12 protein-coding genes are annotated in these 15,061 nt (G+C 71.9%); 8 read left to right on the top strand and 4 right to left on the bottom strand.

Annotated features, from left to right (window positions below):
• Positions 1–120: 120 nt before the first annotated feature.
• The gene (locus A6A06_RS14860) at positions 121–561 is read right to left on the bottom strand and encodes a DUF3052 domain-containing protein (RefSeq protein ID WP_073761665.1); all 441 of its coding nucleotides are present in this window, start codon (positions 559–561) and stop codon (positions 121–123) included.
• Positions 562–1,031: 470 nt separating this feature from the next.
• Between A6A06_RS14860 and aceE the strand changes: the two genes are divergently transcribed.
• Positions 1,032–3,764: a pyruvate dehydrogenase (acetyl-transferring), homodimeric type gene (gene aceE / locus A6A06_RS14855; RefSeq protein WP_073761664.1), complete on the top strand. Its 2,733-nt coding sequence runs from the start codon at positions 1,032–1,034 to the stop codon at positions 3,762–3,764.
• Positions 3,765–3,909: 145 nt separating this feature from the next.
• Here aceE and A6A06_RS14850 read toward each other — a convergent pair whose 3' ends face one another.
• From A6A06_RS14850 to A6A06_RS14840, 3 genes are all read right to left on the bottom strand, one after another.
• Positions 3,910–4,239 carry a small hydrophobic protein gene (locus A6A06_RS14850; RefSeq protein WP_073761663.1) on the bottom strand — a complete coding sequence of 110 codons (330 nt, stop codon included), beginning with the start codon at positions 4,237–4,239 and terminating at the stop codon, positions 3,910–3,912.
• A 69-nt stretch (positions 4,240–4,308) separates the two neighbouring features.
• Positions 4,309–4,713, bottom strand: a complete 405-nt coding sequence (locus A6A06_RS14845) for a peptidase inhibitor family I36 protein (protein WP_073761662.1) — start codon at positions 4,711–4,713, stop codon at positions 4,309–4,311.
• 358 nt (positions 4,714–5,071) lie between these two features.
• Entirely contained in the window at positions 5,072–6,676 is a 1,605-nt protein-coding gene (locus A6A06_RS14840) for an MFS transporter (RefSeq protein WP_073761661.1), read from the bottom strand.
• A 114-nt stretch (positions 6,677–6,790) separates the two neighbouring features.
• Here A6A06_RS14840 and A6A06_RS14835 point away from each other — a divergent pair, with 114 nt between their 5' ends.
• The 7 genes from A6A06_RS14835 (at position 6,791) to A6A06_RS14805 (ending at position 15,031) form a co-directional block, all read left to right on the top strand.
• Positions 6,791–7,552: a TetR family transcriptional regulator gene (locus A6A06_RS14835; RefSeq protein ID WP_079194015.1), complete on the top strand. Its 762-nt coding sequence runs from the start codon at positions 6,791–6,793 to the stop codon at positions 7,550–7,552.
• A 262-nt stretch (positions 7,553–7,814) separates the two neighbouring features.
• Complete coding sequence (locus A6A06_RS14830; RefSeq protein WP_242440735.1) at positions 7,815–9,038, top strand: alpha/beta hydrolase; 1,224 nt, start codon at positions 7,815–7,817, stop codon at positions 9,036–9,038.
• A 183-nt stretch (positions 9,039–9,221) separates the two neighbouring features.
• A complete protein-coding gene (locus tag A6A06_RS14825; RefSeq protein WP_073761659.1) occupies positions 9,222–10,118 on the top strand; it encodes a DUF4429 domain-containing protein in 897 nt (298 codons plus the stop codon).
• A gap of 196 nt (positions 10,119–10,314) precedes the next feature.
• Complete coding sequence (locus A6A06_RS14820; RefSeq protein WP_242440734.1) at positions 10,315–11,655, top strand: sensor histidine kinase; 1,341 nt, start codon at positions 10,315–10,317, stop codon at positions 11,653–11,655.
• On the top strand, positions 11,652–12,332 hold the full coding sequence (locus A6A06_RS14815; protein WP_073761657.1) for a response regulator: 681 nt from the start codon (positions 11,652–11,654) through the stop codon (positions 12,330–12,332). Before A6A06_RS14820 ends, A6A06_RS14815 begins: the two co-directional genes overlap by 4 nt.
• Before the next feature lie 217 nt (positions 12,333–12,549).
• Complete coding sequence (locus A6A06_RS14810; protein ID WP_073761656.1) at positions 12,550–13,716, top strand: alpha/beta hydrolase; 1,167 nt, start codon at positions 12,550–12,552, stop codon at positions 13,714–13,716.
• A gap of 88 nt (positions 13,717–13,804) precedes the next feature.
• Complete coding sequence (locus A6A06_RS14805) at positions 13,805–15,031, top strand: acyltransferase family protein (RefSeq protein ID WP_073761655.1); 1,227 nt, start codon at positions 13,805–13,807, stop codon at positions 15,029–15,031.
• The last annotated feature ends 30 nt before the right edge of the window (positions 15,032–15,061 follow it).

Here is a 15,061-nt window from a genome sequence, read left to right as displayed (position 1 = left end):
CAGCAGCCGCTCCGGCGGATTCCAACAGGTTGCGGCCAACCCTACGCGCCGGGGCGGGTACGCCGAGCCCCCCACCGGATCACCCGGCGGAGGGCTCGGTACGGAACGTGGGAGCGCAGGTCAGCGCTTGCCCGACTTGGCACCCTTGGGGGTGACCAGGCGACTGCCGCTCCAGTCCTTGCCCGCGTTGATGCTCTTGGTCTGGGACAGGCCCGCGGTCTGCGCGGCTTCATTGATGTCGCTCGGCTCGACGTACCCGTCACGGCCGGTCTTGGGGGTCAGCAGCCAGACCTCGCCACCCTCGTCGATCAGACCGATGGCGTCCACCAGCGCGTCCGTGAGGTCGCCGTCTTCGTCCCGGAACCACAGCAGGACGACGTCGGCGACGTCGTCGTAGTCCTCATCGACGATTTCCTGGCCGGTCACGGCCTCAATGCCTTCTCGGAGTTCCCGGTCGACGTCTTCGTCGTAGCCGATCTCCTGGACCACCTGCCCGGGCTCGAACCCCAGCCTGGTGGCAGGGTTGGTCCGCTCCTCCGCGTGGTCCGCGGTCGCGCTCACGGATTGCCTCCTGTCATGTTTCGGTAAATGGCTTGCACCCCACGCGTGCGCGGGGCATTGGGCGTAGTCCACACGGGCCGGGCGGATCGCGCAAGTACCCGGCGGCCGAGACCGTCGAAACGGTGACGTTTACCTCCGTCTCGCCGCAACTGCGACCCCGCACACACACCGGGAAGTGATTCACCCCACACCATTCTGTCGCCCCTATTGGGTTTTGTCACAGTACTGGGCTCTTTGGGGGGCGCCGCCCGGCGTACGGACCTCTTCTCGGGGTTCGCACGACCGTACGGCGACCGATTCCGGCGTGGGCGTATGGTTGCGATTTGGCCGACCTGAAAAACCGGCCTTCGAGCGCCCGTCTCTTAGGGAGTGGTTACCCACCGGTAGAGATGACGTATCCCGGTGAGCCGGTACACGATGGAAGACGGCGCGACACCAAGCAGAGCAAGACCGAACAGCGAAGGAACAGCGTGGCTTCCGGATCCGATCGCAACCCGATCATCATTGGCGGCCTTCCCAGCCAGGTCCCGGACTTCGATCCCGAAGAGACCCAGGAATGGCTCGACTCGCTCGACGCAGCCGTCGATGAGCGAGGCCGGGAACGTGCCCGCTACCTCATGCTCCGCCTGATCGAGCGTGCCCGCGAGAAGCGCGTGGCCGTGCCCGAGATGCGCAGCACGGATTACGTCAACACCATCGCGACCAAGGACGAGCCGTTCTTCCCCGGCAACGAGGAGATCGAACGCAAGATCCTCAACGCGACCCGGTGGAACGCCGCGGTGATGGTCTCCCGGGCGCAGCGCCCCGGTATCGGCGTCGGCGGCCACATCGCCACCTTCGCGTCCTCCGCCTCCCTCTACGACGTGGGCTTCAACCACTTCTTCCGGGGCAAGGACGACGGCAAGGGCGGCGACCAGATCTTCTTCCAGGGCCACGCCTCCCCCGGCGTGTACGCCCGTGCCTACCTGCTGGACCGGCTGAGCGAGGCACAGCTCGACGCCTTCCGCCAGGAGAAGTCCAAGGCGCCCGACGGCCTGTCCAGCTACCCGCACCCGCGGCTGATGCCGGACTTCTGGGAGTTCCCGACCGTCTCGATGGGCCTCGGCCCGCTCGGCGCGATCTACCAGGCCCGGATGAACCGCTACATGGAGGCGCGCGGCATCGCCGACACCTCCGACTCGCACGTGTGGGCCTACCTCGGCGACGGCGAGATGGACGAGCCGGAGTCGCTCGGCCAGCTGTCCATCGCGGCGCGTGAGGGCCTGGACAACCTGACCTTCGTCGTCAACTGCAACCTGCAGCGCCTGGACGGCCCGGTCCGCGGCAACGGCAAGATCATGCAGGAGCTGGAGTCGCAGTTCCGCGGCGCCGGCTGGAACGTGATCAAGCTGGTGTGGGACCGCAGCTGGGACCCGCTGCTGGCCCAGGACCGCGACGGCGTCCTGGTCAACAAGCTGAACACGACGCCGGACGGTCAGTTCCAGACGTACGCGACCGAGACCGGTTCGTACATCCGCGACCACTTCTTCGGTGACGACCACCGCCTGCGCGCGATGGTCGAGGGCATGACCGACCAGCAGATCCAGCACCTGGGCCGCGGCGGTCACGACCACAAGAAGATCTTCGCGGCGTACGCGGCGGCCAAGGCCCACAAGGGCCAGCCGACGGTGATCCTCGCGCAGACCGTCAAGGGCTGGACGCTCGGCCCGAACTTCGAGGGCCGCAACGCGACCCACCAGATGAAGAAGCTGACGGCCGAGGACCTCAAGCGCTTCCGCGACCGGCTGCACCTGCCGATCTCGGACAAGGAGCTGGAGAACGGCAACCCGCCGTACTACCACCCGGGCCGCGACTCCGAAGAGATCCAGTACATGCACGACCGCCGCAAGGCGAACGGCGGGTACGTCCCGACCCGTGTCGTGCGCGCGAAGCCGCTGCCGCTGCCGGACGAGAAGGCGTACGCGGGGGCGAAGAAGGGCTCCGGCCAGCAGAAGATCGCCACGACCATGGCGTTCGTGCGGGTCCTGAAGGACCTCATGCGGGACAAGGAGATCGGCAAGCGTTTCGTGCCGATCGCGCCGGACGAGTACCGCACCTTCGGTATGGACGCGTTCTTCCCGTCCGCGAAGATCTACAACCCGCTGGGCCAGATCTACGAGTCGGTCGACCGCGAACTGCTGCTCGCCTACAAGGAGTCGCCGACCGGCCAGATGCTGCACGACGGCATCTCCGAGGCCGGCTGCACCGCCTCGCTGATCGCGGCGGGCTCCGCCTACGCCACGCACGGCGAGCCGCTGATCCCGATCTACGTCTTCTACTCGATGTTCGGGTTCCAGCGCACCGGTGACCAGTTCTGGCAGATGGCCGACCAGCTCGCGCGCGGCTTCGTGCTGGGTGCGACCGCCGGTCGTACGACCCTGACCGGTGAGGGCCTCCAGCACGCGGACGGCCACTCCCAGCTGCTCGCCTCGACCAACCCGGCGTGTGTCGCCTACGACCCGGCGTACGGGTACGAGATCGCGCACATCGTCAAGGACGGTCTGCGCCGGATGTACGGCGAGAACAGTGAGGACATCTTCTACTACCTCACCGTCTACAACGAGCCGATCCAGCACCCGGCCGAGCCGTCGGACGTGGACACCGAGGGCATTCTCAAGGGCCTGTACCGCGTCAAGCCGGGCGACAAGGGCGAGCACGCGGCCCAGATCCTCGCCTCCGGCGTGGCCGTGCCGTGGGCCATCGAAGCCCAGCAGATCCTCGCCGACGAGTGGAACGTCAAGGCGGACGTCTGGTCGGCGACCTCCTGGAACGAGCTGCGCCGCGACGCGGTGGAGATCGAGGAGCACAACCTGCTCCACCCGGAGGAGGAGCAGCGCGTCCCGTACGTGACGCGGAAGCTGGCCGACGCCGAGGGTCCGAAGGTGGCCGTCTCCGACTGGATGCGTGCGGTTCCCGACCAGATCGCGCGCTGGGTGCCGGGCACCTACCAGTCGCTGGGCGCCGACGGCTTCGGCTTCGCGGACACGCGTGGCGCGGCCCGCCGCTTCTTCCACATCGACCCGCAGTCGATCGTCCTCGGCGTGCTCACCGAGCTGGCCCGGGAAGGCAAGGTCGACCGCTCGCTGCTGAAGCAGGCGATCGACCGCTACCAGCTGCTGGACGTCGCGGCCGCGGAGGCCGGCGAGGCGGGCGGCGACGCGTAGTCGCCACCGACAGCCGATATCGCGAGGCGCCCCCGGCCGGAGAGATCCGGCCGGGGGCGCCTCGCGTCGCTGTCACCGGTGGCCCGGCCCGCCGGTGTCTCCGGGGGGCGGACAGGTGATCGGGGACGGCTGCCGCGGGATCCGCTCAGAACGGTGCCCCCACGGCCGTGGTGGTGATCCGGATGATCGCCAGCACCGTGTCGATCACACCGAGGACGACAGCCACCAGCGCCGGGAGCGCCTGGCTCCCGTTGCTCCAGCGGCGGCCCATCGCGAGCCAGCCGAGGAGCACGGACACCGGCCCGAGGACGAGGCTCAGGATGAAGAATCCGGCGACCGCGCAGATCAGTCCGATCACGCCCAGCGTCGCGCGGTCCGGCCCGGTCCGAGACCCCGTCCGGCCTCGTGAGCGGGGGCTGCCGCGCAGGTGGGTCCGCCATCGTGTACGGGTGTGCTGTCCGAGGCCCGCCATCATCCCTCCCGAGGGTCGTGTGGTTCGGGCTCGGACTCCGGGTACCCCGCGTCGCCGTACCCACTCCCCGCATCAGCGCTCCCAGATTTTGAACGCCCTGACCTGGTAAGGAGATTCGGGAACCCAGCTGCCGCCGCCGGGGTAGGTGTCGAACTCGCCGGTCTCCTCGCACTCGGCGCTCTGGTACGTGGTGACGGGCCGGCCCGTGCGGTTGGCGAACGAGGCGGCGCGGCCTCCGGCGGGCAGCGTGACGCAGCTCTCGATGTCGGTGCCGGACAGTTCGTAGGTGTGCCGCTCGCCGCCGAAGCCGCGGCCCGGCCAGACGCAGAACTGGCCGGTGGCGCAGTCGCCCGCGGCCGGTCCCGCGTGGGCCCGGGGCCGCTGCTGCGGCGCTCCGTGGGCGGACGGGACGCCGAAGTGGGCGGCGGCCAGTGCGGCGGCGCCGGTCAGCAGCGCGGCGGTGTGGATCGTACGCATGTGCATCGCTCCCCCGTGGAGTACGAAGTGGGCTGCCGCGGCGGGCGGTTGTCCGTCGCGGGCCGGTGATCCGAGCTTGGCCGCGTGCGGGCGCCGCGGCCAAGCCCGCGCGGGACGGCCCACCCTGATAGGCGACACGCTGCCGCCGGGCCCGCAACGGGGTTCCGGAGGCCGGGCGTTGACGCCCGTCGCACCGGCGTACGGCCGGGCGGCGCACGCGGGGGTCACCCGGGGGTGCGGAAAGCGTCATATCCGTACGGGGGAACGCGCACCTGTGGAGAAACGAAACGCGCGGCCGGCCGGGGCGGTGGGCCCCGGCCGGCCGCGCGTCGGCGCGACCCGGTTGTACGGCGGACGGTCAGATGTGGCCCATGCCCGCGCCCGCCTCCGCGTTGCTGCCGCGCTTGGTGAACAACGCGACGACGGCGGCGACGACCGAAACGGCACAGGCCACGGTGAAGGCCAGGCCCATGCCCGACACGAACGTGTCGTGCACGGCGGTGCTGATGCGGTCGACGATCTGCGGCGTCATGCCCGGGGCCTGGGCCACCTGCGGCGGCACCACGCCGACCTCGGCGGCGGCCTTCAGCGCGGGGTCCGGAGCGCCCGGGAGCCCGGCCTTGGTCCAGTTGCCCGCGAAGTCCGAGCTGACCTTGCTGGACATCACGGCGCCGAGCACCGCCGTACCGAGGCTGCCGCCGACCTGCATGGCGGCCTGCTGGAGGCCACCCGCCACGCCGGACAGCTCCAGCGGCGCGTTGCCGACGATGACCTCGGTGGCGCCGACCATGACCGGCGCGAGGCCCAGGCCCAGCAGCGCGAACCACAGGGACATCGTCAGCGTGCCCGTACCGGTGGTCAGGGCGGTCATGCCGAACATGGCGACGGCGGTGCAGACCATGCCGCCGACGAGCGGGACGCGGGGGCCGAACCTGGTGATCAGCGCGCCCGCGGCCGGCGAAGCGACGATCATCATCGCGGTCAGCGGCAGCAGGCGCAGACCGCTGTCCACCGGGCTCAGGCCGTGCACGTTCTGCAGGTAGAAGGTGACGAAGAAGAGGCCGCCCATGAAGCCGAAGGCCATCAGCGCCATCAGGACCGTACCGGCCGTCAGCGGTACGGAACGGAACATCCGCAGCGGGATCAGCGGCTCGCGGACCTTGGTCTCCAGGATCGCGAAGGCGGCGAAGACGACGACGGACGCGGCCAGGAAGCCCAGCGTCTTCGCGTCGCCCCAGCCCCACTCGCCGGCCTTGATCAGGGCCCAGATGAGGCAGAACATGGCGCCGGAGAGCAGCACGATGCCGGGGATGTCGAAGGAGCGCGGGGCGTTCTCGGCGCGGTGGTCCTTGAGGATCACCAGGCCCATGACGAGGGCGATGACGCCGACCGGCAGGTTGATGAAGAACACCGACTGCCAGTTCACGTGCTCGACGAGCAGGCCGCCGACGATCGGGCCGCCGGCGGTGGAGGCGCCGATGACCATGCCCCAGAGGCCGATGGCCATGTTGAGCTTCTCGGCCGGGAAGGACGCGCGCAGCAGGCCGAGGGCGGCGGGCATCAGAAGCGCGCCGAAGACGCCCTGCAGCACCCGGAAGGTGATGACCAGCGAGACCTCGCTGGACAGGCCGATGGCGCCGGAGGCGAGCGCGAAGCCCACCACGCCTATGAGGAACGTCTGCCGGTGGCCGAAGCGGTCACCCAGCTTGCCGGCCGTGATCAGCGAGACGGCGAGGGCCAGCAGATAGCCGTTGGTGATCCATTGGACGTCGGCGAGCGACGCCTTCAGGTCCGCCTGGATGGCCGGGTTGGCGATGGCGACGATGGTGCCGTCGAGGGCCACCATCATCACGCCGATCGCGACGGCGATCAGTGTCAGCCACGGATGGCCCCGGAGCCCCTTGCGAGGCTCCGGGGCGGAAAGGTCCGGTGCGGCATGGGCAACCGGGGTCTGTGAGCTCATTCTCCGAGGCTAATGTCAGCCACTGACAGTTGACAAAGCAATTCAACAGTCGGTAACTGTCATTTAGCTCACAGGTATTCTGAGCAGCGGCAACAACGAGAAAGGCGGCGCAGGATGACCGACTCCACGCCGCAGGTGACCCGACCTGAAACCGCCCGGCCTTCCGGAGGCGAACCCTCCGCCGGCACCGGGACCACCGGCATCCCCGCCTCCGCCGGACCCGCCGTCGGCGGCCTGCGCGAGCGCAAGAAGCAGCGCACCCGTGACGCGCTGATCCGCTCCGCCCTCGAACGGTTCACGGCACACGGCTACGACGAGACGACGATCGACGAGATCGCCGAGGCCGTCGACGTCTCGCAGCGCACCTTCTTCCGCTATTTCGCCAGCAAGGAGGAGGTCGTCTTCGCCGTACAGGAAATGGTGGAGGCGCGCTTCATCGAGGAGCTGGAGCGGCGGCCGGACGCCGAAGTGCCCCTGGAGGCGCTGCACAGCGCCGTGATGACCTCGTGGGACGACATCGGTGGCGCGATCCAGTCGGTGATTCCGCTGGAACTGCACATGCGGACGTACCGGCTGATCGAGTCGACGCCCGCTCTGCTCGCCGCCCACTGGCGCCGCTACGCGGAACTGGAGGAGCAGATCGCCCGGCTGATCGCGCGGCGCGAGGGGCTGGACGTGACGGTGGATCCGCGGCCGCGGGTGGTGGTCGCGGCGTTCAGCGGCGTGATGCGGGTCGCCGGGAAGGTGTGGGGCGAGGGCGAGGACGTCAGCGTGGAGTCTATCCGCGAGATCACCGAGGAGTACCTCGCGAAGATCGGCCCGGCCGTCTGCGGCGACTGGCGCAGCCGGGAGGACGGCGGACCGGACGGCCGGTGAGCCGCGGTCACGGACCGGACGGGCCGAGGGCCCCAGCGATCGCCCGCGAACCTGCTGGAGCACCGGCCCGCGTACCCGCCTGAGCACCGACCCGCGCACCCGCTGGAGCTACGGCCCGCGCACCTGCCTGAGTACGTTTCTGCACGTCTGAGCGTCGGACCGCCTCTCACCGTGCCCGAGTGGTCCCATATGACCAGCGTGAAACGTGATATGCCTCACCCCCTCAGCGGGCACCCCGTCACTTCTCCTAGGGTGGCCCGCGGTGACTTCTTCCTTTCCGGGGCTCGGCGCCCCCTCCTTCGGTTTTTTGCAGTCCACCGCGTGGCGTGCGGCGCTCGCCCTGGTGGTGGTGTTCGTGATGCTCGCGATGACCGGCTGGACGGCCGTCAGAGGCAGCAAGGACGACGCCAATCCGCTGGCCTCCGCGCGGTCCGCCTGGGAGCACGCCTCCTTCCGCGGCCACCGGCTGCCGGACACCGGCTCCGGGCCCGGCGCCCTCGCCGCCTTCTTCCGGAAGCTGAGCCTCGCCGACCAGGCCGCACTCGCCGACCGCTACCCGCTGGTGGTCGGCAACATGGGCGGCGCCCCCGTCGACCTGCGCTACCAGGCCAACAAGGAAGCGTTGCGGCAGGCCGGCGAGGTGGAGCAGAAGCGCATGCACGACCAGCGGCTGACACCCGTGGGCCGCCAGGAGGCGAGCCGGCTGATGCACCGCTTCGATTCGATGCGCAGCGCTGGACGGCAGATCCTCGCCTTCGACCCGGCCGGCGGCGGCCGGGCCGCCGAGGTCTTCGGTGACCTGCGGCAGGCGCGCCGCGTCTCGGTGGTGGTGCCCGGTGTGGACACCAACCTCGGCACCTTCGAGCGCACCGCGCGCGCGACGAGCGCGCCCGCCGGCATGGCCAAGTCGCTCTACGACGCGCAGCGGTCCACCCGCGGGGGCGCTTCCCGTACGGCCGTGATCGCCTGGGCCGACTACACCGCGCCCGCCGGGCTCGGTGTCGGTGCCGCCACCGGGCAGCTCGCCGAGGCGGGTGCCGTACGGCTGAACGCGCTGGTACGGGCGCTGCCGAAGGCGGCTTCCGTCTCGCTGATGTGCCACAGCTACGGCTCCGTGGTGTGCGGTGTCGCGGCCCACCGGCTGCCGTCCAGCGTCACCGACATCGCGGTGGCGGGCAGCCCGGGGATGCGGTCGGAGACCGCCGCGGGGCTGGGTACCGGCGCGCGGGTGTGGGCGATGCGCAATCCCGACGACTGGATCCAGGACGTGCCGTACATGGAGGTCGGCGGGCTCGGCCACGGCGCCGACCCGGTCACCGCGGCCTTCGGGTCCCGGGTGCTGTCGGCCGCCGGGGCCGAGGGGCACGCCGGTTACTTCGCGCCCGGCACACGGAGCCTGCACAATTTCGCGGAGATCGGGGTCGGCGAGGTCGCCTCGGTGGACTGCGCCGCGCAGGACCGGGACTGCTCGGCCGACCTTGCCTGAGCGGCGGGCCGCCGTTCCCGCACGGCGCGGCGTCCCATCGTCCGGGCGGGGTGGCCGCGCCAGGACGGCGCGTTCAGGACAGGCCGGGCGCCGGGGCGGCATGGGGCAAAAGCGGCTTGACGCGCGTAGCGCATGATGTCCGGAAGGGGGACGGGCGGGCGACCGCCGCATACGATGAGCCGCATGGGTGATGTGCTGGCCGGTTTTCACGCCGTCTGGGAGTTCGACACGGACTCCGTGCTCATCCGCTTCGAACGGGGGATACGCAGGCCGAAGCTCTTCCAGGCGCTCGGCGGGCGGCGCGTCCCCTACGAGGCGTTGAGGTCCGTCGAGCTGTCGCCGGGCAGACGCGGCACGGTGGTGCTGCGTGCGCTGCCGCGGCCGGGTGCCGATCCTCTGATGGAGGCCGCCGCCGGCCAGCTCAAGGACGATCTCGACCCCTACCGCCTGGTGCTGCCCGCCGATCGCGAGACGCTCGCCGAGTACTACCGCGACGAGCTGCGTGCCGTGCTCGGGCCCGCCGCCGCGCTTCCCGCCGACGAGCACCTGGTGACCGCGCCGGAACCGCCGCTGACCTTCAAGGCGTACGACGGCAAGGCGTCCTTCGACGGCAGCTCGGTCGCGTTCCGCTGGTTCTGGACGGGGGCGTCGTCGGCCAAGTGGAAGTGCGGCGACCAGCACTTCCCCGTACGGGAGCTGACCGGGGTGGAGTGGCGCTCGCCGGAAGGCGGCGCCGGGGTGCTGTCGGGCAACGGGTATCTGCGGCTGGTGGAACGCGGCGCGGAGGACCGGCGGCCCGGCGAGGCGGACCAGGACCCGGCCTCGGTGGTCTTCGGGCTGGGGTACGGGTCGGTGCACGAGTCGCTGCCGTTCGCGGCAGCGGTGCTCCAGGCCGTACGGTCCACCGCGCCCGGCGCGGACGCGGCGCCGCGGCGGGCGGTGCGGACCCGTACCGACGAGCGGCGCGATCCGGCCGACATCGCCGACCGCATCCGGCAGCTGGGCGAGCTGCACACGGCGGGGCTTCTGACGGACGCGGAGTTCACGTCGAAGAAGGCCGAGCTGCTGGCGGAGCTGTAGCGGCGCGCGGGACCGGGGGTGGTAGTGAGGCCACGGGCGGCTCGGCGGGCCCGGGAAGGGCCGCGGGGTGCCCTCGGCCGGCCGCCCCGGCCGTACCGGAGTACGACGCCCCCGCTCCCCGTACCGGGGTATGACGGCAGAGGGCACCCCTCGTATGACGCCCCGGTGCCCGGCCGCCGCTTACGCTGACCAGGTCATGAAGACCACTCCACGCCCCACGGCCGACGGCCTTCCCGCCCGTGCCCGCTTCCTGCTGGCCGGGCGGCAGGCGCTGCGCACCCTCGCCGAGGACCTCGGCAGGCCGACCGGCCCCGGCGCCCCGCTCTTCGGCCAGGTGCGCAACCGCTGGCTGCGCCTGCTGCCGTACGCGGTCGCCTTCACCTTCATGGTGTCCCTGCTGCCCTCGACGGTGAACGTCCTGATGAACGACTACGGGCTCAGCGGCGGCCCGGCCGGGGCGCTGGCCACCGCCCAGACCGTGCCGCTGCTGCTGGCGGTGACCCGGCCGCTCCAGGCGTGGTGGGTGATCTTCGCGGCGGATGTCGTCGGCGGCATCGTGCTGGCCGCCGTACCGGAGTCGGCGGACCGCCTGTGGCCCTGGCCCCCGACGGTCATCGTCGGCTACCTCGTCCTGATGCTGGCGCTCTCGCTGCGCGAGCGGCGCCGCACGCTGACGTCCGTCTGGGGCGCGACGGGTGCCGTGAGTGTCCTCTTCGAGCTCGCCAGGCCGGACCGCAGTGACGGCACCTGGGTGCTGATGTTCGTCCTCGCCGGTGTCGTGCTGCTGGTGGGGGGCGCGCTGCGCGAGCGCGGCGCCGCCCAGCGCAAGCTGATCGAGCAGGAGAACATCAGCGAGGCGGAGCGCGCCATGCGCACCCTGCTGGAGGAGCGCACGCGCATCGCCCGGGAGCTGCACGACGTCGTCGCCCACCACATGTCGGTGATCACGGTCCAGGCCGACAGCGCGCCGTACCGCATCAGCGGCATTCCGGAAGCGGCCCAGGAGGAGTTCAGCACGATCGCCGCCACGGCGCGCGAGTCGCTGTCCGAGATGCGGCGGCTGCTGGGCGTGCTGCGCAGCGAGGAGACGGAGCGGCACGGCGGCCCGGAGAAGGCGCCGCAGCCCGGCCTGGCGCAGCTGCCGAAGCTGGTCGAGGGGACGGTGCGGGCGGGGGTGCCGGTCGAGCTGGCGCTGCCCGACGCCCCGGTGGCCCTGTCGTCCGCGGTGGACCTGTCGGCGTACCGCATCGTGCAGGAGGCGCTGGCCAACGTCGTGCGGCACGCGCCGGGCGCGCACACCCGCGTCTCGGTCACGGCCGCCGAGGACGGCGGCCGGCTGACCGTCCTGGTCGTCAACAACGCCCCGCCGCGTGCCGCCGCGCCGCTGGAACCCTCCGGTACGGGCCACGGGCTGGTCGGTATGCGCGAGCGCGTACGGCTGGTGGACGGGACCCTGGACACCGGGCCCCTGCCCGACGGCGGCTTCCGGGTCGCCGCCCAACTCCCCATAACAGCAAAGGACCACCACCCCGCATGACCACTCGGGTGATCATCGTCGACGACCAGGCCATGGTGCGGGCGGGCTTCGCCGCGCTGCTCGCCGCGCAGAGCGACATCGACGTCGTCGGTGACGCGCCGGACGGCGTCCAAGGCGTCGCACTGAGCCGCCGTACGCACCCGGACGTGGTGCTGATGGACGTCCGGATGCCGGAGATGGACGGGCTGGAGGCGGCCCGGCAGCTGCTGGATCCGCCGGCCGGGGTCGTGCACCGGCCGAAGGTGCTGATGCTCACCACGTTCGACGTGGACGACTATGTGTACGAGGCGCTGCGGGCCGGGGCGTCGGGGTTCCTGCTCAAGGACGCGCCGCCGGCCGACCTGATCTCGGCGGTACGGGTCGTGGCGGCGGGCGAGGCGCTGCTCGCGCCGTCCGTGACGCGGCGGCTGATCGCCGACTTCGCCCGGCAGCGGCCCGCGCCCCGCAAGGACCGGGCCTCGCTGCGGCTCAACGGGCTGACGCCGCGCGAGACCGAGGTGCTGGAGCTGATCGCCCGCGGACTGTCGAACCAGGAGATCGCGGAGACGCTGGTGCTCGCCGAGCAGACCGTGAAGACCCATATCGGCCGGGTGCTGGCCAAGCTGGAACTGCGCGACCGCGCGCAGGCCGTCATCTTCGCGTACGAGTCGGGGCTGGTCTCGCCCGGCGTGAACTGAGGGGCGGGCCCCGCCCCCGTAGTACTGGTCAGTGCGGCCGGGGGTGGGGAAAGCCCCCTACGGTGCCTGGGGGTGTCCGGTCGTGCTGAAGGACGAGCAGGTCGGACACCCCCTACCCCGGTATCAGCGGACAGTTGGCCCCGCGGTGTGACGCCGTGTCATACACCCGCTTCCTACGTTTTCCTCTGCCACGTCAACGGAAGAGGGAGACCCCACCATGTCCTTGCTGCGCCGGTTCACCCAACGCGGCAGGCGCACGCTCGTCGCGGTCGCACTGGCGGCGACGGTCGTCGGCGGCACCGGCGGCTGGGCGGTGGGCTCCACACAGGAGGCCGTCACCGGGCCCGCGCCCGGCGCCGCCGCCTGGCGCGCTGACCCTTCGCTGGGCAAGCGGCTGCCGGATCCGGCGACCGCCGACCCGGCGGAGGTAGCCCGGTTCTTCGCCTCGCTGAGCGAGGCCCAGCGGCAGGGGCTGGCGGCCCGTCACCCGCTGACCGTGGGCAACCTGGACGGTGCGCCGGTGGCGCTGCGCTACCGCGCCAACGCCCTCGCGCTGAAGGCGGAACGCGACCGCCAGACGGCTCGCGCCGCCGATCCGGCCGGGACCCTCCAGGACCACCAGGAGGCGCGCCGGATGGCCGGCCGCTATGCCGAACTGCTGCGCCCCGGGCGGCAGATACTCGCCTTCGATCCCCGCGGTCGCGGCCAGGTGGCCGAGGTGTTCGGGGACCTGGCGGCGGCGCGGCGCACGTCCGTGTTCGTGCCGGGCTCGGACATCGACCTGTCCTCGGCCGACCGCGAGCGCGACCCGTACGGCACGCCGTCCGGCATGGCCAAGTCGCTGCGGGCCCGGATGGCGGCCGAAGCGCCGGGCGTCCGTACGGCCGCGATTGCCTGGACCGGCTACACCACACCGGTCGGCCTCGGCCCGGACGCCGCGACCGGCCGTCTGGCGGTGGCCGGCGCCCCGCGCCTGGCCCGCTTCCTGGACGGTCTGGCCGCCGTCGGCGTGCGGGCTCCCGCCCTGCTGTGCCACAGCTACGGAACGGTCGTGTGCGCCCAGGCCGTACCGCTGCTGGCCCCGGGGCGGATCGCGGACCTCATCGTCTTCGGCTCGCCCGGTATGCGCACGGACAGCGCGGCGGCGCTGCGCACCACCGCCCGGGTGTGGGCCGCCCGTGACGCCTCCGACTGGATCGGCAACGTGCCGCACGTCGAGTTCCTGGGCCTGGGCCACGGTACGGACCCCACCGACCCGGAGTTCGGCGCGCGCCGGGTGCCCGCGCGGACGGCCGAGGGGCACACCGGCTATCTCGCGCCCGGCACGGACTCGTTGCGCAACTTCGCCGACATCGCGCTCGGGCGCTACGGCCGCGTGCGCTGACGGGCGGGCGCCCTGCCGTACGCCGTACGCGCCCCCGCGCCGCCTCCCGTACCTCTCACCTCCCGCACCTCCTCCGAAGGAGGCCCTCATGGCCACCCCGCTCCTGGACCCCGTCCGCAAGGCAGTCCGCACCATCGAGGGCCGCACCCCCGCCCACCGCGACCGTGCCGTCGACGGGCTGCGGGCCCTGGCGCTGCTCGCCGTGCCGACAGGTCACTGGCTGCTCGGCGGCTTCACCCTCGACGCAGGGGGCGCGCTGCACAACGCGAGCCCACTGTCCTCCTTGGCCGCCCTCGCGCCCGCGAGCTGGGTGCTCCAGATGCTCGGCATCTTCTTCCTGGTCGGCGGGTACGCCTCGGTGCTCTCCTTCCACCGCGCCGCCGCGCGCGGGGAGTCGGCGGGCCACTGGCTGCGGGGCCGCCTGGCCCGGCTGGGCCGTCCCGTCCTGGGCGTGACCGCTGTCTGGGCGGCGCTGATTCCCGTGCTGTCCACGTTCGGCGTTCCCGAGGCCACACTCCGTACAGGAGCGACGCTGGTCATCCAGCCCCTGTGGTTCGTCGGCGTCTACGCGGGGATCACCGCGCTCACGCCGTACTGCGTCCGCGCGGCACGCCGCACGGGTGTCTGGGCCTCGGCGCCGCTCCTGGCGGCCGTCGCCGTCGTCGACTTCCTGCGGTACGGGCCGTACGCCGACGCCATGCCGTCGTGGCTGAGCCTGCTCAACCTGCTGCCGGGCTGGATGTTCGCGTACCAACTGGGCGTGTCGTGGGGAGAGAAGCGGCTGGGCAGGCGTGCCGCCTGGATGCTGCTGCTCGGCGGTACCGCCCTGTTCGCCGCGCTGCTGGTCTTCTTCCACTACCCGGCGAGCATGGTCGGCGTCCCGGGCCAGGACCGTACGAATTCGCATCCGCCGTCGCTGCTGGTCCTCGCGCTGGCCGCGGCCCAGTCCGGCGCCGCGATCCTGCTGCGCGACCGTATCGCCCGGCTGCTGCGGCGGCCCGCCCTCTGGGCGCCCGTGGTCGTCGTCAATCTGTCCGCGATGACGGTCCTGTGCTGGCACCAGACGGCGATGTTCTCGGCGGCGATCCCCGCGTCCGCCCTCGGTGCCGTGCCCGGCCTGACCACCGCGCCGGACACCGTCGGCTGGATCGTCGCCCGCCTGGCCTGGCTGCCCGTCTTCGCCGTGGCGCTGCTGGTCATCGGCCGCCTGACCCGCCGTTTCGAGGCGCCGTGGACCGGTGTCACGGCGGCCCGCCGGGCTGTCGCGGGGACCTTGGCGGCGGCCTTCGCGGTGTTCGCGCTGGGGCTGGCCTGAGGGCCGGAGCCGGGCGGGCGCGGCGGGCGG

This window comes from Streptomyces sp. CB02923 (assembly GCF_001905005.1).
GTDB lineage: Bacteria > Actinomycetota > Actinomycetes > Streptomycetales > Streptomycetaceae > Streptomyces.
This window is presented reverse-complemented; position numbering and strand designations above follow the sequence as displayed.